25 protein-coding genes and 1 riboswitch are annotated in these 23,047 nt (G+C 57.7%); of the genes, 11 read left to right on the top strand and 14 right to left on the bottom strand.

All coding sequences use genetic code 11. The features are described from left to right. Positions 1–44: 44 nt before the first annotated feature. From GOW93_RS13925 to GOW93_RS13890, 8 genes are all read right to left on the bottom strand, one after another. The gene (locus GOW93_RS13925; RefSeq protein WP_170385295.1) at positions 45–1,277 is read right to left on the bottom strand and encodes a mandelate racemase/muconate lactonizing enzyme family protein; all 1,233 of its coding nucleotides are present in this window, start codon (positions 1,275–1,277) and stop codon (positions 45–47) included. A 25-nt stretch (positions 1,278–1,302) separates the two neighbouring features. Further along, complete coding sequence (locus GOW93_RS13920) at positions 1,303–2,397, bottom strand: Zn-dependent alcohol dehydrogenase (protein ID WP_170385292.1); 1,095 nt, start codon at positions 2,395–2,397, stop codon at positions 1,303–1,305. An 80-nt stretch (positions 2,398–2,477) separates the two neighbouring features. Beyond that, positions 2,478–3,677: a TCR/Tet family MFS transporter gene (locus GOW93_RS13915; RefSeq protein WP_170385289.1), complete on the bottom strand. Its 1,200-nt coding sequence runs from the start codon at positions 3,675–3,677 to the stop codon at positions 2,478–2,480. 71 nt (positions 3,678–3,748) lie between these two features. Further along, complete coding sequence (locus tag GOW93_RS13910) at positions 3,749–4,471, bottom strand: alpha/beta fold hydrolase (RefSeq protein WP_170385287.1); 723 nt, start codon at positions 4,469–4,471, stop codon at positions 3,749–3,751. A gap of 12 nt (positions 4,472–4,483) precedes the next feature. Then, positions 4,484–5,272 carry a 3-oxoadipate enol-lactonase gene (pcaD, locus tag GOW93_RS13905; protein ID WP_170385284.1) on the bottom strand — a complete coding sequence of 263 codons (789 nt, stop codon included), beginning with the start codon at positions 5,270–5,272 and terminating at the stop codon, positions 4,484–4,486. Positions 5,273–5,331: 59 nt separating this feature from the next. Continuing rightward, the gene (locus GOW93_RS13900) at positions 5,332–6,306 is read right to left on the bottom strand and encodes a threonine ammonia-lyase (protein WP_170385281.1); all 975 of its coding nucleotides are present in this window, start codon (positions 6,304–6,306) and stop codon (positions 5,332–5,334) included. Next, on the bottom strand, positions 6,303–7,130 hold the full coding sequence (locus GOW93_RS13895; RefSeq protein WP_170385278.1) for an alpha/beta fold hydrolase: 828 nt from the start codon (positions 7,128–7,130) through the stop codon (positions 6,303–6,305). The genes GOW93_RS13900 and GOW93_RS13895 overlap by 4 nt, the downstream gene beginning before the upstream one ends. Beyond that, complete coding sequence (locus tag GOW93_RS13890) at positions 7,127–7,816, bottom strand: haloacid dehalogenase type II (protein WP_170385275.1); 690 nt, start codon at positions 7,814–7,816, stop codon at positions 7,127–7,129. Before GOW93_RS13890 ends, GOW93_RS13895 begins: the two co-directional genes overlap by 4 nt. Positions 7,817–7,944: 128 nt before the next feature. On the opposite strand from GOW93_RS13890, the gene GOW93_RS13885 reads away from it, so the two are divergent. Then, on the top strand, positions 7,945–8,373 hold the full coding sequence (locus tag GOW93_RS13885) for an FKBP-type peptidyl-prolyl cis-trans isomerase (protein ID WP_170385272.1): 429 nt from the start codon (positions 7,945–7,947) through the stop codon (positions 8,371–8,373). A 23-nt stretch (positions 8,374–8,396) separates the two neighbouring features. On the opposite strand, the gene GOW93_RS13880 is transcribed toward GOW93_RS13885, so the two are convergent. From GOW93_RS13880 to fabA, 4 genes are read right to left on the bottom strand one after another with little or no spacing between them, the layout of a single operon-like run. Then, a complete protein-coding gene (locus GOW93_RS13880; RefSeq protein ID WP_170385270.1) occupies positions 8,397–8,582 on the bottom strand; it encodes a hypothetical protein in 186 nt (61 codons plus the stop codon). A gap of 59 nt (positions 8,583–8,641) precedes the next feature. After that, on the bottom strand, positions 8,642–9,433 hold the full coding sequence (locus GOW93_RS13875) for an enoyl-ACP reductase FabI (protein WP_170385267.1): 792 nt from the start codon (positions 9,431–9,433) through the stop codon (positions 8,642–8,644). A gap of 5 nt (positions 9,434–9,438) precedes the next feature. Beyond that, positions 9,439–10,668, bottom strand: a complete 1,230-nt coding sequence (gene fabB / locus GOW93_RS13870; protein ID WP_170385264.1) for a beta-ketoacyl-ACP synthase I — start codon at positions 10,666–10,668, stop codon at positions 9,439–9,441. Positions 10,669–10,699: 31 nt separating this feature from the next. Continuing rightward, positions 10,700–11,209 (bottom strand): bifunctional 3-hydroxydecanoyl-ACP dehydratase/trans-2-decenoyl-ACP isomerase, encoded by a 510-nt coding sequence (fabA, locus tag GOW93_RS13865; RefSeq protein ID WP_170385261.1) that lies wholly within the window; start codon positions 11,207–11,209, stop codon positions 10,700–10,702. 188 nt (positions 11,210–11,397) lie between these two features. Here fabA and irrA point away from each other — a divergent pair, with 188 nt between their 5' ends. After that, a complete protein-coding gene (gene irrA, locus GOW93_RS13860) occupies positions 11,398–11,814 on the top strand; it encodes an iron response transcriptional regulator IrrA (protein WP_170385258.1) in 417 nt (138 codons plus the stop codon). A 2-nt stretch (positions 11,815–11,816) separates the two neighbouring features. On the opposite strand, the gene GOW93_RS13855 is transcribed toward irrA, so the two are convergent. Next, complete coding sequence (locus GOW93_RS13855; RefSeq protein WP_170385254.1) at positions 11,817–12,707, bottom strand: LysR family transcriptional regulator; 891 nt, start codon at positions 12,705–12,707, stop codon at positions 11,817–11,819. Between the two features lie 87 nt (positions 12,708–12,794). On the opposite strand from GOW93_RS13855, the gene GOW93_RS13850 reads away from it, so the two are divergent. Beyond that, on the top strand, positions 12,795–13,592 hold the full coding sequence (locus GOW93_RS13850; protein WP_170385252.1) for a phytanoyl-CoA dioxygenase family protein: 798 nt from the start codon (positions 12,795–12,797) through the stop codon (positions 13,590–13,592). Positions 13,593–13,599: 7 nt separating this feature from the next. On the opposite strand, the gene GOW93_RS13845 is transcribed toward GOW93_RS13850, so the two are convergent. After that, complete coding sequence (locus GOW93_RS13845; RefSeq protein WP_170385250.1) at positions 13,600–14,463, bottom strand: hypothetical protein; 864 nt, start codon at positions 14,461–14,463, stop codon at positions 13,600–13,602. A 120-nt stretch (positions 14,464–14,583) separates the two neighbouring features. Between GOW93_RS13845 and miaB the strand changes: the two genes are divergently transcribed. From miaB to trmB, 8 genes are all read left to right on the top strand, one after another. Next, positions 14,584–15,903: a tRNA (N6-isopentenyl adenosine(37)-C2)-methylthiotransferase MiaB gene (gene miaB / locus GOW93_RS13840; protein ID WP_170385247.1), complete on the top strand. Its 1,320-nt coding sequence runs from the start codon at positions 14,584–14,586 to the stop codon at positions 15,901–15,903. 181 nt (positions 15,904–16,084) lie between these two features. Further along, complete coding sequence (locus GOW93_RS13835; RefSeq protein ID WP_368039675.1) at positions 16,085–16,849, top strand: outer membrane protein; 765 nt, start codon at positions 16,085–16,087, stop codon at positions 16,847–16,849. Between the two features lie 135 nt (positions 16,850–16,984). After that, a complete protein-coding gene (locus GOW93_RS13830) occupies positions 16,985–18,007 on the top strand; it encodes a PhoH family protein (protein ID WP_170385243.1) in 1,023 nt (340 codons plus the stop codon). A gap of 33 nt (positions 18,008–18,040) precedes the next feature. Next, on the top strand, positions 18,041–18,535 hold the full coding sequence (gene ybeY / locus GOW93_RS13825; RefSeq protein ID WP_170385240.1) for an rRNA maturation RNase YbeY: 495 nt from the start codon (positions 18,041–18,043) through the stop codon (positions 18,533–18,535). Between the two features lie 35 nt (positions 18,536–18,570). Further along, positions 18,571–19,452, top strand: coding sequence for a hemolysin family protein (locus GOW93_RS13820; protein WP_170385237.1), 882 nt, complete (start codon positions 18,571–18,573; stop codon positions 19,450–19,452). Further along, positions 19,449–20,945: an apolipoprotein N-acyltransferase gene (gene lnt, locus GOW93_RS13815; protein WP_170385235.1), complete on the top strand. Its 1,497-nt coding sequence runs from the start codon at positions 19,449–19,451 to the stop codon at positions 20,943–20,945. The genes GOW93_RS13820 and lnt overlap by 4 nt, the downstream gene beginning before the upstream one ends. Before the next feature lie 41 nt (positions 20,946–20,986). Then, positions 20,987–21,035, top strand: a riboswitch (SAM-SAH riboswitch). A gap of 5 nt (positions 21,036–21,040) precedes the next feature. Next, entirely contained in the window at positions 21,041–22,222 is a 1,182-nt protein-coding gene (metK, locus tag GOW93_RS13810) for a methionine adenosyltransferase (RefSeq protein ID WP_170385232.1), read from the top strand. A 93-nt stretch (positions 22,223–22,315) separates the two neighbouring features. Further along, on the top strand, positions 22,316–23,026 hold the full coding sequence (gene trmB, locus GOW93_RS13805) for a tRNA (guanine(46)-N(7))-methyltransferase TrmB (RefSeq protein ID WP_170385229.1): 711 nt from the start codon (positions 22,316–22,318) through the stop codon (positions 23,024–23,026). The last annotated feature ends 21 nt before the right edge of the window (positions 23,027–23,047 follow it).

Raw genomic sequence — 23,047 nt, 5'->3', positions numbered from 1 at the left:
TCGAAATGAGGTTGACCCAATATGCCCCGAATTGGGATTGCTTGTCACCCCTCGGTGGCTGGCGCCCCGCCCTGAAAGGCGTTTCCATTCACATAGTCACAAGGCTCCTCCTGCATTTGCAGGTGCAGACCATCCCCTGTGTAGGGGTGCGCGCGGGCCAAGTCTTCGTCTACCTCGATCCCCAGGCCGGGGGCGGTCGGGGAGGGTACAAAGCCTTCCTCCACACGCAGCGATCCCTTGATCAGTTGGTCGTGGAAGGGGGTCTCGATGGTTTCCAGCAACAGCAGGTTCGGAATCGAAGCTGCCAGATGGATATTGGCCGCCCATTCTATCGGCCCGGCATATAGGTGTGGGGCCATCTGCGCGTTGAATACCTCGGCCACGGCGGCGACTTTCTTCATCTCCCAAATACCACCGGCGCGGCCCAATGCGGGTTGTAGTATCTCGGCGGCACCTGCCCGCAAGACGGCCCCAAATTCGGCCTTGGTTGTCATGCGCTCTCCGGTTGCGACGGGGATACGCACGTTTCGAGCGACGCGGGCCATGTCCTCGATCATGTCAGGCGGGGTGGGTTCCTCGAACCACAGCGGAGAGTATGGTTCCAGCGCCTGACCCAGCCGGATCGCGCCTGCAGTATTGAATTGACCGTGTGTGCCGAACAGCAGATCGGCCTTGTCGCCAACAGCCTCGCGGATCGCTTTGCAGAAAGCTACGGACATCGAGATATCCGACATCGCGGGCATATGCCCGCCGCGGATGGTGTAGGGACCTGCGGGGTCGAACTTCACGGCCGTGAACCCACGCCGCACCATTTCTGCCGCGCATTCCCCGGCCTGTTCGGGTGAGGTCCAGAAGTCAGCCAGTTTATGGTGAGGCAGGGGATAAAGATAGGTATAGGCCCGAATACGTTCGTTCATCAGCCCGCCCAACAGGGCATAGACCGGCCGGTCGCGATCCTTGCCCAGAATGTCCCAGCAGGCGATCTCTAACCCCGAAAACGCGCCCATCACGGTCAGGTCGGGGCGTTGGGTGAACCCACTGGAATAGGCGCGGCGAAACATCAGTTCGATATTCTCGGGGTTTTCGCCCAGCATATGCCGTTCGAACACATCCCGGATGACATGACGCATCGCTTTAGGACCGACGGACGACGCATAGCATTCACCCCAGCCGGTGACCCCGGTGTCTGTGGTGACTTTAACCAATATCCAATAGCGTCCTCCCCAGCCTGGCGCGGGCGGGGCGGTAACGATGATGTCGAGGTCCTGTAGTTTCATCCGGTGTCCTCCGCTTTGGATGGCGTCAGTCTCTGTTGAACAGGATCACGTTGCGTTTGGCAGATCCCGTTTTGGTGTCCGCGATTGCCTCGTTTATCTGATCCAGAGACCAACGGCCCGAGATCAGCTCATCCAGTTTCAACCGCCCCTGTTCATAGAGGTCGATCATCCACGGAATATCGCGTTGAATGACCACATCCCCCATTTTTGAGCCGACTACGCCTTGCCCCAGTGCGGCCAATACAACCGGCTCGTACCTGGACATATCACCCGAATGCGGCATGCCGATCATAATCGCTTTGCCGCCCCGCCCCAGATAGCGTGGAGCTTGATCATAGGCCGGGATTGCGCCGACGGTGATCAGAACGGCGTCTGCGCCACGCCCACCAAGCGCCTTGAACGCGGCCTTCCAAGGTCGGTCGAGGCTGGCCAACACGCCATGCGTTGCACCGAACTCCTTGGCGATTTCCAGTTTCTCTTCGGTCATGTCGACTGCCACGATCCGGCGTGCGCCAGCAAGGCGAGCACCCTGAATGGCGTTCAGCCCGACACCCCCGGCACCGATCACCACCACATCCTGACCGGGCCGCAACTTGGCGGCATTCACAGCAGCACCGACCCCGGTGATAACACCGCAGGACAACAGGCTGGCCACGTCTTTCGGCATAGTTTCCGGAATTTTCACGATCTGCCGATGGCTGACGACAACCTTTTCCGCGAAGGCGCCGCAGGCCATCGCCTGCTCCAGTGGTCCGCCATCCGCTGTTTGTAAGGGACCCTTAACAGTGTCGTAAGGCGTTTCGCAGATCGTGGGTTTCCCGCCCGCGCAGGATGGGCAAGACCCGCAGGCGCGGATCAATGTGACGACGACTGGGTCGCCGACATTGAAATTCCCGACAGCATCACCGGTTGCGGTGATTACACCTGCGGCTTCATGCCCGTAGACGGCTGGCAAGTGCCCGCCCCAGGCACCGCTGGCGAAGGTAATGTCGGAATGGCAGATCGCCACCGCGTCCAGTGTGACCTCGACCTCGCCCGTGCCCGGCGGCGCAAGCAATACATCTTCGATGACCAGAGGTTCATTGAACGCCCGGCAAACGGCGGCTCTGATGGTTTGCATATGTCCCTCACTCCCTTTCGTTCACGGTGGCGCGGGAAAACGCATGTCGCAAGACGGAAACCGTCATCAGGGTGTCGTAGTTACGCCACGACAGGGCGCGATCGCAAAAACAGGGCAAATCCGATGCACATCAAGACCAAGGCAAGCAGGAAAGGTGCCCCCGGCAAGTATACAGCAGCATCGGGTTTTATGAATTGAGCGAACACGCTGGTCATCACCAGCGGAGAGATCACCATCGAAAGCGCGTGGAGTGAGGTGAGAACGCCCTGCAACTCTCCTTGTTGCGAATCCGGAGTTGCGCGTGAGGTCAAAGCCTGAAGGGCAGGGGTGACAACCGCCCCAAGCGCGGTGATCGGGATCAGCATCAGTGCGATGAACCCGTTGGTCAAAAAGGCCAGTAGTAAAAAGCTGGCGACCTCAAAGCCCATGCCGTAAATTATCGTAACCCGTTCACCCAGAAAACGGGTCGCGGGGCGGATCAGGCCGCCTTGTACTGCGGCCATGCCAATCCCGTAGACACCCAGTGACAAACCGATCATTTGCGGAGACCAGCCGAAACGCTCGGTGGTGAAATAAGCCCAGATCGCGGGGTAGACGTAGATCGACACCGAATACAGGAAATAGACCCACAGCATCGGGCGGATGCCCGGAAGGGATGCAATGGCGCGCAGTGAGTTCACTGGATTGGCGCGACGCAGGCTGAAGGCCCTGCGGTTTTTGTCGGTAACAGTTTCAGGCATCACCAGTAAGCCAGCCAGACAGGTCAAGGCCGACAGGCCGGCCGCTGCCCAGAATGGTGCGCGGGTGCCGTATTCGCTTAGCAATCCTCCAATGACCGGACCCAGCACGAAACCCACACCAAAGGCCGCCCCAAGCAGGCCGAAATTTGCGGCTTTTTCGTGGGGTTTGGAGACATCCGCCATAAACGCCGCCGCCGTGGCATGCGTGGCAGCGGTGATGCCGCCCACAATGCGCCCGGCCAGCAGCAACCAAATGCTGCCTGCAATTGCCATTACCACGTAATCCAATGACATGACGAACAGTGACACCAGCAGAACCGCGCGCCTTCCATAGGCATCTGAGAGATTGCCCAAGATCGGGCCAAAGACGAACTGCATAGCCGCAAAGGCGGTGCTCAGAACACCGCCCCAGATTGCCGCGTCGGCTAGCGTGCCGCCCTGAACCTCGACAATCAATTCCGGCATGATGGGCAGAACCAGACCGATGCCCATCGCGTCGATCATGACTGTTCCGAGAACAAAGAGAAAGGGTAGGCGCATGGGAACCGTTCGTGAGTTTCACCCGGACCCTATCACGCTTGGTTCACGTGTGAAGCGTCTGTTGCGTCGGGTTATGTCTTCGGTAATTTTTGTTCCAAGTCGTCGAGAATTTCAGCCAGAAGGCGGGGCTGGGCGAAGAACGGGGAATGAGAGCTGTTGATCGTCGCCCGCAAATCTTCGGGGGCAACATGGCTCATCTGTTCTTCGTATTCCGTTGGGATCGTATGGTCATCTGTCGCGCGGATATAGGCTTTGGGAACACGGGCGAATTTGTCGGACAGGGGCAGAGGAGTGTCCTGCGGAGCGATGGCCTGGGGGCAGAGTCGCGCAAAGGCGTAAGGCACGGTTTCAGGGGGGCAGTCGTGGTAAAACAGGTCCTGCACCATATCGGGTTTGACCGTATACGACAGGCCGTCTGTCGATTTTTCGACCGCATCGACGATCAATTGGCGGGGTGCGCGCTTGCGCATTTCAACCATCGATAATCCGTCTTGCGGAACATAGGCGCATAGATAGATCAGGGCGCGCATCGCGCTCGGAGCGGCCTCGGCGGCAGCGCTGATTGGGTAGCCGCCCCAGGAATGACCGACCACTATGGTTTCAGGTGTGCAGGCCGACAAAACCGCATCGCGGCAGCCATCCAAAGTGACATTTGCTATGGGTGTCGGGTCTGCACCGTGGCTGGGCAAATCTACAGCGCGCGCCGAGTGACCCAACGCCTGAAGCGCAGGGATCAAATCTCGCCAACACCAGGCACCGTGACAGGAACCATGAATCAACAGAAAATCTGCCACGGGTCCGCTCCTTCAAATATGTCCGATTTCGGTCAAAAAACCGCGCAGCAGGGCTGCGTATTCCGCCGGTTGTTCGACACACGGTAAATGACCGGCCCTGCGCATCAGTTCGAATTTGGAACCGGGGATCAGTTCGATCGTTTCACGCACCAGATCGGGCGGGGTCGAGCCGTCCTCGCTGCCTGCAATACCCAGTGTGGGCAGGCGCAGACCGCTGGTCGGGGTGTAGAAATCCGTGCCCGAGATGGCGGCGCAGCAGCCCAGATATCCGTCAACAGGCTGCCGCACCATCATGTTGCGCCACAGAAGATGATCCAGTGAAGCTTGGAACTTTTTCGAGAACCAACGCTCCATTGTCGCGTCGGCCAGCGCTTCGATACCGCCCCGCCGTACCGCGTCCATCCGATCTTGCCAGATTGAGGGGATGCCAATCTTGGCGGCAGTATTGGACAGGACCAGCGCGCGGACCTGATCCATTCGCTTTACCGCCAGCCCCTGCGCAATCAACCCGCCAATAGACAGGCCGACAAAGACGCAATCTCGTACTTCCAGGTGGTCCAGCAGAGCCTCGGCATCGCGAACCAGGGCACCCATGGAATAGGGCGCAGGAGGTTGCGACGAAAGGCCATGCCCGCGCTTGTCATAGCGGATAATCCGAAGGCCCGAGGGAAGATGGGTCAGCATCGCATCCCATAAGCGCAGATCGGTGCCAAGTGAGTTGGCAAACACAATCGGCGCGCCGTTTGGGTCACCATCAACACGATAGTGTAGCTGCACGTCTCCAAAATCTGCAATCTGCATGACTCAATCCCCTGTGGTCATACGTTACGGTGTCAAAATGGCCCAACTCTTGATTTATGTCAGGTCAGGAATTCCAGTGCTTTTCCAAAGACTTCGGGATCTGCATTCCCCCCCGACGCCACAACGATTACCGCGTCACCTTCAATTTCATCTTTTCGGAATAGGGCTGAGGCCAGAGACACTGCTCCGCCCGGCTCCAACACGATTTTCAGACGCAGAAACGCTAGTGCCATAGCACGCATCGCTTCTTCTTCGGTAACAGACAAGCCCGGACCACATAGGCGTTTCAGGATTGGAAACGTGATTTGCCCCGGTTGCGGTGTCAGGATCGCGTCGCAAATATTGCCCGAGGCGGCGTTGTTGTTCTGTATTTCGCCCGTGGCCAGGGATCGTTTGACGTCATCGAAGCCTTCGGGCTCACATGGGCGCGCACGCAGGCCGGGCGCGTGGTCCTCAAGCGCCAATGCAATCCCCGAGGTCAGCCCGCCGCCGCCGCAGCAGACCAGAACATCCGCCTTTTCCACTGCCAAAGCAGTGGCCTGCCGGGCGATCTCCAGCCCAGTCGTACCCTGACCGGCAATCACCTGCGGCTCATCATAGGGGCGGATCAGGGTCAGACCACGCTCAGTTGCCAGCGCCTCGCCGATCTCTTCCCGGCTTTCATTGGCGCGGTCATACAGTACGACCTCGGCCCCCAGCGCGCGGGTGTTGTTGATCTTCAACTGGGGCGCGTCCGAAGGCATCACGATTACCGACGAAATCCCGTGCTGCGCGGCGGCATAGGCCACGCCTTGTGCGTGATTGCCTGAGGAAAACGCGATCACGCCATGTTTTCGGTCTGCCTCGTTAAGGGCGGAAATCGCAGACCACGCGCCTCGGAATTTGAAGCTGCCGGTGTGTTGCAGGCATTCCGGTTTCACCAGCACGCGCCGCCCTGCCAACTCATCCAAAAATGGAGAGGTCAGAAGCGGCGTTTCCCGAACGTGGCCCCGCAGCCGTTCGGCGGCGGCTTCGATCATGCCCAGTGTGCTCATGCGGTGTCCAATACTTTGCGGATCAGGTCCAATGACTGCGGCTCGTCCAGAAATGGCACATGGCCGCGATCCGGTATTTCTGCCGATATAAGGCCGGGGTGGCGTTTGTGCATTTCGATCAGCGTGTCCTTGCCGAGAACGTCTGAGTTCGCACCGCGAATAACGCCGGTGGGAATGTCCCGCAGGACTTCGAAGAACATCCATAGATCCGGCGTCGCGCCTGCCGCAGCCTGATCCAACAGCGCCGTGCGCAGGGCCGGATCATAACGAAGCGCCAGACCTTCATCGGTTTGCTCGTACTGGATTTCCACCTGCTGCCGCCACCGCTCTAACGACACGTCGGGGAACTGATGCTGCATTGTGTTTTGCATAGCCAGAGCTGCGTCATCATACGTGGCCGACATTGGAGGTTTGCCGACATAGTCCATGATCTTGGCGATACCCGCAGGTTCGATCACCGGGCCAACATCATTCAGGATTACGCCAGCCAACCGATCAGGGTGGCTGGCGGCCAGCGCCATAACGATCAGACCACCGCGCGAAGTGCCCAGAACTACCACGCGGTCCAGCCCGAGATGATCCAGCAATTCGATCACGTCGTGGGATTCGCGAAGGACGTTGTAGTTCATGTAGTCAGGGTCATGATCCGATTTTCCACGCCCCCGGTAATCCATCGTGATCATCCGTAGATCGGTGACATGCGGCGCGAGGTGCGAGAAATCCTGGCTGCAACGGGTCAGCCCCGCAAGGCACAGCAGAGGAATCCCGGACCCTGTGTCTGTGTAATAAATGCGCTTATCATCGGAGGTGGTGAAAAAAGTCATTCAAGTCCGGCCAGTTGAGGGATCGTCGTCAGGTCGGACAGAACATGCGCGGGCTTCCATGGCAAGCGGTCCATGGGCTCGCCAGCCCGATTAACCCACGCGGTTACAAAGCCGTACCCGCTGGCGCCCGCTGCATCCCATCCGTTGGAACTGACAAACAGTACCTCGTCTCGATTGCCACCGAAACGCTGTTGCACCAGATCGTAAACGCTGGAATGCGGTTTGAAGACGCCAACGCTTTCGACCGACAGCACGTCGTCCAGCACGTCGCCAATTCCTGCCGATTGCACAGCGCCATCCAGCATCGGACGCGATCCGTTGGATAGAATTGCGGTCTTCAGTCCTCCGGCCTTCAGGTCAACCAGCATTTGAGGGACCTCCGGGTAGGCCTGAAGCTCCCAATACAGATCCAGTAGGCGCTGGCGCAGTTGCGGGTTTCCTTCAAGCTCCGATGCCTCAAGCGCCCAGTCCAACCCGTCCTGAGTCACATCCCAGAAATCAGCATGGGCATCGGTGATTGCGCGCAACCAGGTGTATTGCAGCTGCTTCAGCCGCCAGTGATTGGCCAGTTCCGGCCATTTCTGCTGTAACTTCTCGAAACCGGGTTCGGCTGCGGCCTGCCGCGCGGCAGCGGCCACATCGAACAGCGTGCCATAGGCGTCGAATACGCAGGTGGTGATTGGCATCACGTCGTCTCCCTTAGTCGGGCGCAGGTTGGCACAAGAGTTGCAGCCGCAAAAGGGGGGAAGGGTTTACAATACCGTGTTAGCCCCTAGGTTTGGGCGCTCAATTTCCTAACGGCCGGAGGCCACCCATGACCGAGATCAAACAAGGCGACACGGTTCGCATCCACTACAAAGGAACGCTGTTGGATGGCAACGTGTTCGACAGCTCCGAAGGGCGCGATCCGCTGGAATTCGAGGTTGGGTCAGGTCACATCATCCCTGGCCTCGATACAGCGATGCCGGGCCTGACGGTGGGTGAGAAAAAACGCGTTGAGATCGCTTGCGTCGACGCCTATGGCCCCATCAACCCTGCAATGCGACAACAAATTCCGCGCGAGGGTATCCCAGATGACATCCCGCTTGATCTTGGTACGCAGCTACAGATGCAGACGCCCGACGGGCAAGCTTTGCCCGTGACAGTGGTCGAGGTGGATGAGGCCACAGTGACTCTGGACGCCAACCACCCGCTGGCGGGGCAGGATTTGATTTTCGACATTGAAGTTGTCTCAATCAACTGACCGCTCTGTAACAGAATGTAGGATCAGCCTGAAAGCAGGCTGGTCCAAGAAGCAAATGTTGCACGTACATCTGGCTGAGTGAAGTACACAAACAGCATGAGCAGCGCGATCAGGGCCAATAGGGCTATTCGGCCTCGTTGACCCAGAAAGCCCTGCTTGCTTCGTGAAACCCGCGTGTTGTTGGCAATGATTTGTTCTGCTTTGCTCATGCAGCTATCCGTGCCCGTGAAAGATGGTCAAATCTTGGCACGGGCAGGGAAAGATCAGGTCACATGTGATCGGGTTGAGGCATCCCAAGGACGTGGAATCCGCCGTCCACCTTGATAATTTCGCCCGTGGTGCAGGCTCCGGCGTCCGAAGTCAGGTAAACAGCAGTGCCACCGACCGCTTCCAGCGTCGCGTTCGAACGCATCGGGGCGTTCTGATCGCAGAATTTGTATGTTTTGCGCGCACCACCGATGGCTGCCCCGGCGAGTGTTTTCATCGGGCCGGGAGAAATTGCGTTCACGCGGATACCGTCAGGGCCCAGATCGTTGGCCAAATAGCGCGTAGCTGATTCCAACGCGGCCTTGGCAACGCCCATCACGTTGTAGTTCGGTACGACGCGGTTTGAACCCTGATAGGTTAGCGTGATCAGTGAGCCGCCATTGTCTTTCATCAACGGATAAGCGCGGCGCGCGACCTCGATAAAGGAATAGGCCGAGACATCCATGGAATGCTTGAAATTGGCGCGGGTGGTATTCAGGAACCGGCCTGTCAATTCGGACTTGTCCGAATAGGCAATCGCGTGAACAACGAAGTCGATGCTCGGCCAGCGTTCGCCCAGTTCGTTGAACGCGCGGTCCAGCGAGGCGTCGTCGGTAACATCTGCGTCCACCATGAAATCGCTGCCTAGGCTCTGGGCCAAAGGCTCAAGCCGTTTGCCGAATGCCTCACCTTGATAGGTAAAGGCCAGTTCTGCGCCAGCCTCATGCATAGCCTTGGAAATGCCCCATGCAATCGACCGGTCATTCGCCACGCCCATGATCAGGCCGCGTTTGCCCTTAAGAAGATCCGACATCATTTTCACCCGTTATACTTTGACAGAATCATGGAGCCGTTGGTGCCGCCAAAGCCGAAGCTGTTGGTCATGACACTGTCCAGACCTGCGTTTTCAACTACTTGAGTAGCAATTTCACCGGGCATGATGCCTTCGGAGAGTGTGTCGACGTTGATCGACGGAGTAATAAAGTCATTGTCCAGCATCAGCAGGCAGAAGATCGCTTCCAACGCGCCAGCCGCGCCCTGAGCGTGCCCTGTCATCGACTTGGTCGAGGAAATTGGCGGCACGTTGCCCTCGCCAAAGATGCGGCGGACGGCTTCGACCTCACCCACATCACCGACCGGGGTCGAGGTGCCGTGGGCGTTGATGTAATCGACCTTGCGGCCCTCGGGCAATGTTGCCAAGGCCAGACGCATCGCGCGCTCGCCACCTTCGCCGGAAGGTGCAACCATATCATGCCCGTCAGAGGTGGCGGCAAAGCCGGTTACTTCGGCATAAATCTTGGCACCACGGGCCAGCGCGTGCTCCAGATCCTCAAGCACGACGATACCGCCGCCGCCCGAGATCACGAAGCCGTCGCGGTCCTGATCAAACGCGCGCGAGGCTTTCTCGGGCGTGTCATTGTATTTCGAGGACATCGCGCCCATCGCGTCGAACAGGCAGGACAGGGTCCAGTCCAGTTCCTCGCCACCGCCGGCGAACATCACGTCCTGCTTACCCATCATGATCTGCTCTGCCGCGTTGCCGATGCAATGCAGCGAAGTCGAGCAGGCCGAGGTGATCGAATAGTTGATGCCCTTAATCTTGAACGCAGTTGCAAGGTTGGCAGATATCGTCGAACACATGCATTTTGGCACTGCAAAAGGACCGATCCGCTTGGTCGCACCATTCTTCAACACAGTCTGATGCGCCGTCAGCATGGCGCTGGTCGACGGCCCCCCTGATCCGGCAACCAGGCCGGTGCGTGGATTGACAACCTGATCTTCGGTCAGGCCGGAATCGGCAATAGCCTGCGCCATGGCGATATGGGCATAGGCCGCGCCGGGACCCATAAACCGCAGGGTGCGCTTGTCCACATGCTCGGATACGTCAATCTTCAGCGATCCGGCGATCTGGCTGCGAAATCCATGTTCAACCATCTGTTCGTTGGCTTCGATGCCGGACTTGCCAGCCTTGAGAGAGGCCAGAACCTCTTCGGCATTGTTCCCGATGGAGGAGACAACCCCCAAACCGGTGACAACTACTCGACGCATGTGCGTGCTCCTTATTTCGGGCCAGTCAGGCTCAGGCTTCGGACAGAACGACTTTCATGTCTTTGACATCGTAAATCATTTCGCCGTCCGCTTCGACGATTCCGTCCGCCACACCCATGGTCAGGCGGCGGGTTTGAATCGCCTTTTTGAAATCAATTTTGTAAGTCAGCATCTTGCGGTCCGGGCGCACCATGCCGGTCAGCTTGACCTCACCTACGCCTACAGCCATGCCGCGCCCTTGCCAGCCGCGCCAGCCCAAATTGAAACCGGTCAACTGCCACAAGCCGTCCAGCCCCAGACAGCCCGGCATGATCGGGTTGCCGGGGAAATGGCAGTCAAAGAACCACAGGTCCGGGGTGATGTCGAATTCGGCAAGAACATGGCCTTTGCCGTGCGCGCCGCCATCTTCCGAAATCTCGGTGATGCGATCCATCATCAGCATCGGCGGAGCAGGTAGCTGCGCGTTGCCGGGGCCGAATAACTCGCCGCGGGCGCATTTCAGCAGATCGTCCTTGTCAAAGCTGCTCGGGAATTGGGCCATTCTGCCGCCTCTCCTGCCAAGTGTTCGTTCGTCTTATCTGGCCTCACCTAGCACCCGTATGCAAGGTCCTGCAAGAGCGCTCGCCCACATCATGTTGTGTTCAGTGCATTCTTTGCGAATGAATTTCATTTGAAATTACCCCGCCATGGCACTTATATATAGGTCAGTAACGAACGGGTATCGGTTCCATGACGCCTCAGAGCCATAGCATAGCCACAAATTGGTTGGTCGACGCAGGATTGCGTCCGACGCGTCAACGCCTGGCTTTGGCTGAGCTGTTGGTCGGTGATGGCCGCCATCGGCATGTGACCGCCGAAAGCCTGTTTGAATCGGCTAAGAACAACGGTGATGCCGTTTCTTTAGCGACTGTTTACAATACTTTGCGCGCATTCTGCGAAGCAGGTGTTCTTCAGGAAATCACCGTGGACGGCTCGAAAAGCTATTTCGATACCAACACGCATGATCATCCCCATTTCTTCTGGGAAGATGAGAGCCGTCTAAGCGACGCGCCTTCGGACCAGTTGGTGATTCAACGACTGCCGGACGCACCCGAAGGGGTCGAGATTGCGTCGGTTGACGTCGTGATCCGCCTTCGGAAGAAGTAACTTCAAGTCCTGAAACTGAGTAATGCGTTTTCCGCGACTGCAATTTGTGCATCCGTCGGCCCCGTACCATGTCGTGCCAAGACCACGGGTTCAGCGGCAAACGAGTCGGATACTGGCAGGCTTACCAAAGGTATTCCGTCATAGCTGATTTTCGCGGGAGGGTTGGCATAACTGATCGCGATCCCTTCACCATGCGCCGCAAGGCTGCGCTGAATTTCCAACGAGGCTGCCCGGTGCGCGACTGTCGGGCTTTCCCCGATCCGACGGAACAAGCCCAGCACATGCTGGGCTGATAGCCCCTCTTCTGACAGGATAAGCGGGTGGGCCGCGAGATCCCGCAACGAAACCTGCGGTTTCTTGGCCAAAGGGTGCTCTGGTGACACAAGGGCATGCGGGGAACTGCTGAACAGTGTTTGCTTGGAAAAACTCGCATCCATGCTCATCCCATAAGTCAGCGCCATATCTATCCGGCCATCGATCAGGCCAGAGATCAATCCTTCGAAATTGTCGACCCTGTAGGACACTGCCACATCCGGCAGTTCAGCGCGCAAAAGCCGAAGGGAGCGCGCGAGCATAAACGGGGCCAGATCGACAAAGCAGCCCAGCCGCAACCTTGCTTTGCCCGCGCCTGTTTCAGCGGCATTTTCCAAACGGGCAGCCTTGGCCAGTAGCGTTTCGGCTTCTTCGATAAAGCTGCGCCCCTGCGGGGTAAGCGCCATCGCGGCACCACGCCTGCGGGCAAACAGGGGATGGCCCAGTTGTTCTTCGACTCGCGTCAGCGCGTTTGAAAGGGCTGGTTGTGAAACATTCAGGTGCTGCGCAGCAGAGGACAGGCTGCCGTATCGCCCGATGGCGCAGACATATTCATACTGACGGAGGGAGATATATAACATGAAGTTAAGTGTATCTTTTAAAGTTATGACTTGAACAAGGGGATTTCCCATGTGCAGATCACCCAAACACATGGCGCGGAGGTAATTATGACCCATCCTTTGGTCACGCATGAGATGATCGAAACCTATCAGCAGGATGGCGTTGTCCTGATCAAGGGATTGTTCGCCGATCACGTTGAAACCCTGCGTGACGGAGTGGCCGCGAATATGGCCGAGCCTGGACCGTACGCCTCGGAAAACAGGAAACAGGGTGAGACTGGCCTGTTCTTTGACGATTACTGCAACTGGTCGCGAATTGACCAGTTTCGGGATGTGATCGAAAACTCTCCGGCGGCCGAGGTCGCAGCGGACCTCATGCAGTCAAAAACCGTGCAGATGTTCCACGACCACGTTCTGGTCAAGGAACCGGGCACGTCGATGGCAACCCCGTGGCATCAAGACGGGCCATATTATTTTGTCGAAGGAGATCAGACGATTAGCTTTTGGTCGCCGCTGGACCCGGTCAAGCAGGCAACGTTGCGGTGTGTGGCCGGATCGCACCGATGGGAAAAAGAGGTATTGCCGACCCGCTGGGTCTCGGAAGAGGGGTTCTTCCCCGATGAAGGTCAATACATCCCCGTTCCGGACCCGGATGCCGAAGGCATGAGAGTTGTGGAATTTGAAATGGAGCCGGGCGATGCAGTGGCGTTCAACTATCGCACCCTGCACGGCGCGCGAGGCAACCAGTCCGACAGCCGTCGCCGGGCGTTTTCATTGCGTTTAGTGGGGGACGATGCGCGCTATGTCGAGCGTCCGGGCCGCACGTCCCCCCCGTTCCCCGGCCATGACATGACGTCCGGTCAGCGTTTGCGCGAAGACTGGTTCCCTGTGTTGCTGCAGCGCTAGGATCGAATCAGAACCACTGGCCCGGTTCGATCAGCCCCAGATCGAGCAATTGGCTGGACGTCCATTGAAACGGCACCGAGTTGCTCCAGCAGAATGTCGGGATGTCGAATGTGGATCCGGCGTTGCTTTTCAACGCCTTGGCTGCCCGGAATGAACATATGGCGGCGGTCATGTTGTGATGCCAGGGGCAGGAATAGGTGTTGTATTCCGGCTCATCAAAGGTGTGATCGGGCCGCAGTTCCAGGCCCTTTCCGGACTTGAACAGGGCGATCCGGTCAATGCGGCGGCGCTCGTATGGGATGTGATCCTCGAACCGCCAGCGCAAACCACCGGACATGTCCAACTGCCGCTCGATCGGATGACCTTCGGCGTCGTGACGGGTGTGGGCGTAGTATCCCGTGCTGTCCAGCATGGCGCGATCGGGGGCGACGCCATTCGGATAGGTGTTCAGGTCGTCCGCATACAGGTCGACCACGTGGCTCAGCATTGCGTCACGCCGCTCTTCGGTGTGGAAGGCCAGCAATTCGCCCACGGAGCGTGTCTCGCAAAACGGGAAGAACAGGTACTCTGCGTTGTAACAGTAATACATCCAGAGACCCGGAGCAGCCTTTATGATCTTGTTGATGGTGTCGAAAACCACTTTGCTGGGCACGCAGGTCAGGGTGACGCGATGGATGCGTTCGGACAACTCGAGGTCCAGCGCGAATTCCTGCGGCATGAATGCGATCACGGATTTGAACCCCAGATGAAGGTGGTGCCGGATGGTGCTATCGATTTCGACCGTGTCCTCGGCAAAGATCAGTGCGACCGGGCCTTTGGCCAGGGCGGATTTACCTGAACTCAGGAAATCGTCGAGAGAGTCGTATTGCATTGCCTGTCCGGTTCCACTTGGCTGGAATCTGCGGTCAAAATCGGGTATCCGCCTCGGCATTGCAAGCGGCGTTCGTAGAGTATAGATGACGCCGATCCCGCGAATGCAAAGGCCATACCCATGTCAGAACCCAAAAAGCTGTACATCAAAACCTATGGTTGCCAGATGAACGTCTATGACAGCGAACGTATGTCCGAGACGCTGGGTGGGCAGGGCTATGTTGAAACCAAAAGCCCTGATGACGCGGATATGATTTTGCTCAACACCTGCCATATCCGGGAAAAGGCTGCCGAAAAGGTCTATTCCGAGCTTGGCCGCTTCAAGGGCCTTAAGGCAGAAAAACCCGATCTGAAGATTGGCGTGGCAGGCTGCGTGGCACAGGCCGAGGGCGAAGAGATCATGCGCCGCCAGCCTCTGGTCGATCTGGTGGTCGGGCCGCAAAGCTATCACCGCCTCCCCGAGATGGAGGCAAAGACACGCACCGGCGCCAAGGCGCTGGACACGGATTTCCCCGAGGAAGACAAGTTCGAAAAGTTAAAGAATCGCCCTAAGGCCAAGCGCGGCCCGACAGCGTTTCTGACAGTGCAGGAAGGCTGCGACAAATTCTGTGCCTTCTGCGTGGTGCCCTATACCCGTGGTGCCGAAGTCAGTCGCCCGGCGGATCGCATTATCCGCGAAGCCCATGATCTGGTTGAACGCGGCGTGCGCGAGATCACTCTGCTGGGGCAGAACGTCAACGCCTATCACGGCGCAGGCGCGAACGGAGATATGACGCTGGCCGGTCTGATCTGGGAGTTGAACAAGGTCGACGGGCTGGAGCGTATCCGCTTTACCACTTCGCACCCCAATGACATGGCCGACGATTTGATCGAGGCGCACGGAACCTGCGAAAAGCTGATGCCTTACCTGCACCTGCCGGTGCAGTCCGGATCTGACCGTATCCTCAAGCGGATGAACCGCAGCCACACCGCCGAAAGCTATCTGCGGCTGATCGAGCGTATCCGCGCTGCGCGTCACGATATCGTGATGTCTGGCGACTTCATCGTTGGTTTTCCTGAAGAAACCGAGGAGGACTTTCAAGCCACGCTGGATTTGGTTGAACAGGTCAAATACGGGTACGCCTATTCCTTTAAATACTCGACACGTCCGGGAACCCCGGCGGCAGAACGCCCGCAGGTTGATCCTGCGGCAGCGGACGAACGTCTTCAGCGTCTGCAGGCGTTAATCACGCAGCATCAAAGGGAAATTCAGGATTCGATGGTTGGCCGCAAGGTCCGCGTTCTGTTCGAAAAAGCCGGTCGTTTGCCGGGTCAGATGGTCGGAAAATCCGAGTATTTACATTCGGTTCACGTATCCGATGCCAATGTCGAAGTGGGTGACTTGCGAGAGGTATTAATCACGGATTCAGGGGCGAACTCGTTGGCTGGGGCATTGATCTGATCCTGCCGGCACGTGCTGTTTTGAGAACCTAGGCTGCATTTTCCCCATTATTAATCCTTGATTTATCATCGGTAAATATGGTCCGACAAAGCTCAGGTTTTTCGGGTGCAGGAATTGTACGTTCCTTAAGGTTCAGGGGTGTGCTGACCGTATTTCCGGCCTGGCACGATGGAGGTTACGAGTGCAGTTACTGGCGCGTTACATTGGATTGAACAGTCAACTTGCTTTTGCGGCGGCTCTGGTACTTTCCTTTTGTTCCAGCGCAACGGTTGCAGGCAATCTGGAACAGAGCGTGACCGAACCCCCGGTCATCAGCCCAAAACGGTTTGGCAGTGACGTAAGCGCATTTTATCTGGGTCTTAGCGGGGGGCATGCCTCGGGCGGCTCGGACCGATTCGGGCTTCGGACCCCGGCGGATTTGTTTGAAATTGGTGAACTGGACCTAAAAGGGGGCTACGTCGGCATTCGGGGCGGCTGGCGCGGTGTTTTGCCTGCCGTGGGTGGGCGAGATTATGTTTACGGAATTGAATTGGGCTATGACACTGGTACGATTGATGATGACGTCTCGACCGTTATCGGCGGTGTCACGGTGACTGGTGGGTCCGAGGTTTCGGACGTTCTTTCGATACGGTTTCGCAATGGCCTAACCAACAAAAGTGGTTCAACCCTGTATTTTATTTCCCTCGGCTATGTGCAAGGCGATGTCAAAACGACAAGCAGCCTGGCTTTGGGAACTGCAGTGCAACCCTTTGAAGAAAATGACACACGGGGCGGTTATTCGGCCAGTATCGGTGTGGAGCACCGCTTGAATGAGGATTGGTCGATCACGGGTGAGTATGAATACGTGCAATTCAACTCGCGCACAGTCGAGTTCGACAATGGGTTCTCGACGAAATCCACACCTCGTTACCGCAGCCTGAGATTCGGATTGAACTATACATTTTGATGGCGCGGATTTCTGCGGGGGCGTGTCCTGCGTCGGCGGTTTTACCATCCATTGATGAAATTTTGAATCTGTGGCTTGCGCCCACCAAGATTTGTTGTCTACGCTCGGGGTGAAACGCCAAGACAGGAGAACGGATTGGCCATCGGTGCCCTTACCCCACCGCAAGATGACATGCCCCAACGCGAGGCGTTTGTTGAATTCCCTGACAACCGGTTGTTGATTGATCTGTGCGGCGAGTATGACCGCAACCTGACCGATATCGAACAAAAGTTGTCCGTCCAGATTGTTCGACGTGGCAACCAGTTGGTCGTCATGGGCGATGAAGACGCTCAAAAACAGGCGATGGAGGTGTTAGAGGCCCTCTATGCTCGTTTGGAAGGTGGCCGCGACGTCGAAGCGGCCGACGTGGACCGCGAATTGCGGATGGGCGGATCGGAACAGGGAACCGGCAGTCGTGATGGTGACCAGCTTGAGATGTTCAAGGGCGGCACGGTCGAGATCAAAACCCGTAAAAAGCTGGTTGAGCCGCGCACCGACGCGCAAAAGGCGTATGTTCAGTCATTGTTCAATAATGAACTGGCTTTTGGAATCGGACCGGCAGGCACGGGTAAGACCTATCTCGCCGTAGCCGTAGGCGTGTCGATGTTTATCGGTGGGCATGTAGACAGGATCATCCTCAGCCGCCCGGCGGTCGAGGCCGGGGAAAAGCTGGGTTATCTGCCCGGCGACATGAAAGACAAGGTCGATCCGTATATGCAGCCGCTCTATGATGCGCTGAACGACTTTTTGCCCGGCAAACAGCTTGCCAAGCTGATCGAGGAAAAGCGAATCGAAATTGCACCGTTGGCCTTCATGCGCGGGCGGACGTTGGCCAATGCGTTTGTGGTGCTGGATGAGGCGCAGAACGCCACGACAATGCAGATGAAGATGTTCCTGACCCGTCTGGGCGAGGGAAGCCGCATGGTGATCACCGGTGACCGGTCGCAGGTCGACCTGCCGCGCGGCGTGCAATCGGGTCTGGCGGATGCAGAACGCCTTTTGAAGACGATCCCGAATATCAGCTTCAATTATTTCACTTCAAAGGATGTGGTGCGACATCCGCTTGTCGCCGCCATTATCGAAGCGTATGAGGCCGACTCGGGTCGCGAGACGGGGTGAACGTCCGGGGCCGCAGGCTTTGGGCGTGGTGACATGAACCTTGAACTGACAATCGAAGATGCGCGCTGGCAGGGGCTTGAGCCTTTGGCTAAGCGGGCTATTCAGGCGGTTCTGGATCATTGCGATCTGGACGCTGACCTGTGTGAGATCAGCCTGCTGGCCTGCGATGATGCGCGAATCGCCGAGCTGAATGCCGAATTTCGGGAAAAATCCACGCCGACCAACGTGCTCAGCTGGCCAGCCGAAGATCTGGCTGCCGACCAGCCGGGGGTGGTTCCGGTTGAGCCCGAACCCGACTTTACCGGCGAAATCACGCTGGGTGATATTGCAATTGCTTACGACACCTGCGCCCGTGAGGCGGAAGAAGCTGGGAAATCCATGGATGATCATGTCACGCATTTGATCATTCACGGAACGTTGCATTTGCTGGGATACGATCACATTCGTGACCCCGACGCCACTTTGATGGAGGCGGCTGAGGTCGCTATACTTGGCAAAATGGGTATTGATGACCCATATAATGTGTAGACGGGCCATTTCGGCCGATTATTTGGAACAGGACTATGGGCGATACAGACGGCAGTTCTAGGGCGGCGCAAGGCGCGCAACCGAAGAACGGCGGTGAAAATGAGAAAGCCGGATTTTTCTCTCGAATAGTGGATGCGTTCTCGCCACCCAGCGAGGATGAGGTTCACGAGGCCAATGGGCTTGAGGTCGACAAGGTGCAACCTCGTGGCATGATCAACCTGCGACGGATGCGCGTTGAGGATGTGGCGATTCCGACCGCTGAGATCATTTCTGTCCCTTCGACAATTACGAAAGACGAACTGGCGCAGGTGTTCCGCGACAGCGGGCTGTCGCGCATACCGGTTTACGAAGGTACTCTGGATACGCCGCTGGGGTTTGTTCACCTCAAGGATTTCGCCCTGACCCATGGGTTCAATGGTGGGTCCACCGAGTTTGACCTTGTCTCGATGCTGCGGACTTTGCTTTTCGTGCCACCTTCGATGCCGATTGGTGTTCTGATGACCAAGATGCAGACCGAACGCCGTCACATGGCGCTGGTGATTGACGAGTATGGCGGTGTCGACGGCTTGGTGACAATTGAGGATTTGATCGAACAGGTCGTCGGAGAAATTGCTGATGAACACGATGCGGATGAAGATCAGCTGTGGGTTCAGGAAAAATCCGGCTGTTACATCGTGCAGGCTCGCGTTCCGCTGGAAGAGTTCGAAGCCGAGATCGGTCGTTCTTTGACCAGCCACGAGGATGTGGACGAGGAAGAGATCGACACACTGGGCGGCCTGGTCTTCATGTTGTCGGGCCGGGTGCCTGCTCGGGGCGAGGTTGTTTTGCATCCAGAGGGCCCCGAGTTCGAGGTGATTGATGCGGACCCGCGCAGAATCAAGCGATTGCGTGTCATGCTTCCGGATCTTGTTGGATGAATCCTGCACAGGGTTGGCCTTTTGGGCTACGGTTGGTGCTGGCAGCCCTTCTGGGTGCGCTGGCGGCATTTGGGCTGGCACCGTTTGGTCTATGGGGCGCAACCCTGGTTGCCTTGGTTCTGTTGGCGCCACTGTTTCTGTCGACTGAAACGCGGGGTCGGGCAGCTTGGGTTGGCTGGGCTTTTGCCACCGGGTATTTCGCGCATGGCCTTAGCTGGATCATCGAGCCGTTTTTTGTCGACGCCGCGCGTCACGCGTGGATGGCGCCTTTTGCGCTGGTGTTCATGGCGGGCGGGTTAGCCTTGTTCTGGGCGCTGGCCTTTTGGCTGGCAAGGCGACCGGGCGGCAGTGTCGTTGCGCAGGCGGTTTTCCTGGCTGTGACTGTATCTTTGGCGGAAATCGCTCGCGGTTATGTCCTGACAGGGTTTCCCTGGGCGGGTATTGCGCAGGTTTGGATCGACACGCCAGTTTCGCAGCTTTTGTCCTTAATTGGTCCGTATGGGCTGGGCGCGCTGACGCTTTTGGCAACATTGCCTCTGGGCGTAGCCCTGACGCAGCGCGGTGGATTTGCGTTTCCGCTTGGCTTGACGGCTGGTACCGCCATTCTGGCAGCGGGTTATGCAACGACACGCCCTGCCGTAACGAAGACCGACCATGTGGTTCGGCTAATCCAGCCCAACGCGCCCCAACATCAAAAATGGGATCGCAACTATGCGCCACTGTTTTTTGCCCGGCAGGTTGAATTCACTGCAGCACAGCCACGACCAGACCTGATCGTGTGGCCCGAAACGTCGGTCCCTGAATGGTTGGGAAGCGCACAGTCCTATCTGGACGTAATCGCGGATGCAGCGCAGGGCACGCCGGTTTTCCTTGGTATTCAACGGGGAGACGGCCCGCAAATCTACAACTCTATGATCTATCTGGATCAGCAAGGTCAGCAAGAAGGGCTGTATGACAAGCATCACCTTGCGCCGTTCGGAGAATATGTGCCGTTCGGAAATCTGATGGCAAAATTCGGTATTCACGGCATGGCCACCACGGCAGGCCATGGGTTTAGCGCGGGGCCGGGGGCTGCGCTGATGGACGCGGGCGAGCTGGGCCAAGCGCTGCCGCTGATCTGCTACGAAGCCGTGTTTACTCAGGATGTTTTGTCTGCGCCCGGGCGCGCGGACTTCCTTTTGCAGATCACTAACGATGCATGGTTCGGAACCAGGTCAGGGCCATATCAACATCTGGTTCAGGCGCAAATGCGCGCAATTGAGCAGGGGCTGCCGATGATGCGCTCGGCCAACACAGGGGTGTCGGCGATGATCGACCCGCTGGGACGGATTGCCAAGTCATTGCCCCTCGGGCAGGCCGGGTTCATCGACGCCAAGCTGCCTGCGCCGCTGGCCCCGACTGTGTACTCCAAGGTCGGTGATCTTCCTTTTTTTGTCTTTTTATCTGTTCTGTTTGGGCTGCTTTGGCGTCTTACCCGACCAGAGAACGCTTAATTACCGATTGACCCTGCGTTTCGGTCGGCGTATCCCCCGAATGCCTGTCACAACGGCTTCCTGGCGTGATGGGGAAATCTTAATGGAGCACTTTCATGTCCCGACAGAACTATACTTTCACTTCGGAATCCGTATCCGAAGGGCACCCGGATAAGGTTTGTGACCGGATTTCCGATGCCGTCCTTGACGTTTTTTTGAATGAAGAACCCGAAGCGCGCGTGGCGTGCGAAACCTTTGCCACGACCGACCGTGTGGTGATCGGTGGCGAAGTAGGTCTGTCTGATCAGGAAAAACTGCATGACTATATGGGCCGCATCGACGAGATTGCGCGCGCCTGTATCAAGGACATCGGCTATGAGCAGGATAAGTTCCACCACGAAACCGTTGAGGTGACAAACCTGCTGCACGAGCAATCCGCTCATATTGCACAAGGTGTTGATGCTTCTGGCAGCAAGGACGAAGGCGCCGGTGACCAAGGCATCATGTTCGGTTACGCGACGACCGAGACGCCTGCGCTGATGCCAGCCCCGATCCAGTATTCGCATGCAATCCTACGTCGCCTGGCCGAGGTGCGTAAGAATGGCGCCGAACCCGTGCTGGGCCCTGATGCCAAATCGCAATTGTCGGTGATCTATCGCGATGGAAAGCCGGTTGGCGTCAGTTCAATCGTGTTGTCAACTCAGCATCTGGATGAGGCGCTGACCTCGGATGATATCCGCCGGATCGTTGAGCCCTATATTGCGGAAACCCTGCCCGAAGGATGGCTGTCGGCTGAAACCGAATGGCACGTCAACCCGACCGGAAAGTTCGTGATTGGTGGCCCTGACGGCGATGCGGGCCTGACTGGACGTAAAATCATCGTGGATACCTATGGCGGTGCCGCCCCGCATGGTGGCGGTGCATTCTCCGGCAAAGACCCGACCAAGGTAGACCGTTCTGCGGCTTATGCTGCGCGCTATCTGGCTAAGAACGTTGTCGCGGCTGGTATGGCCGAGCGTTGCACCATTCAATTGAGTTATGCGATTGGCGTGTCCAAGCCACTGTCGATCTATGCTGATACCCACGGCACTGGTCAGGTTGCGGATGCCGCAATCGAAAACGCAGTTGGCAAGGTGATGGATCTGACCCCGCGGGGGATTCGCGAGCATCTGCAGCTGAACAAGCCGATCTATCAGCGTACTGCAGCCTATGGCCATTTTGGGCGCGAGCCGGATGCGGACGGCGGTTTTAGCTGGGAACGCACTGATTTGGCCGATGCATTGAAATCGGCAGTCTGATCCGAAACATCCCGAAGCGCGCCGAGACCGGCGCGCTTTTTCGTTGCCGCGCCGGGGTTGCAACACTGCCACCCGCGCAGTAAGGGCTCCGCCATGAGCACCCAGACACCACAACGCCCCCGCAGAAACTTCTATGGCCGCTTTAAGGGCAAGGCCCTGAAGCAGAGTCAGAAGACGTATCTGAACGAAGATCTCGACGCCCTGTCGCCGGGTGCCGTGGATTGGGAGACCAACCCCGAACGTCATCCGCTGGACCTTACTGCGCTGTTCGGTGGCAAAGATATCTGGCTTGAGGTCGGCTTTGGCGGGGGGGAACATCTGGTGCACCAAGCCGCCAGCAACCCCGATATCGGAATTATCGGAGCCGAGCCGTACATCAACGGCGTTGCCATGCTGTTGGGTAAGATCCGAAAGGCCGGGGTCGAGAATCTGGCGGTGCATCCCGGTGATGCGCGCGACCTGTTTGATGTGCTGCCGGAAGCCAGCATTTCACGCGCCTTTTTGCTGTACCCTGACCCGTGGCCCAAAACGCGGCACCATCGCCGCCGCTTTGTGACGCAGGAACATCTTGAGCCACTGGCCCGTGCGCTCAAGCCTGGGGCAATCTTCCGTGTCGCGACCGACATTCCCGATTATGTTCGCCAGACCTTGGAAGAGGTGCCGCGCGCAGGCTTTGAATGGCTGGCCGAGCGCCCGGCGGATTGGCGCGAGCCATGGGATGATTGGATTTCCACGCGCTATGAACAGAAAGCCCTGCGCGAAGGGCGGGTGCCGCATTACCTGACCTTCCGCCGTAAAGACTGATTGCCGCTGGACCAACCGGCC

This window comes from Ruegeria atlantica, from assembly GCF_013032455.1.
Lineage (GTDB): Bacteria > Pseudomonadota > Alphaproteobacteria > Rhodobacterales > Rhodobacteraceae > Ruegeria > Ruegeria atlantica_B.
The sequence above is the reverse complement of the archived record's forward strand: the minus strand, read 5'-3'. Positions and strand labels throughout refer to the sequence as shown.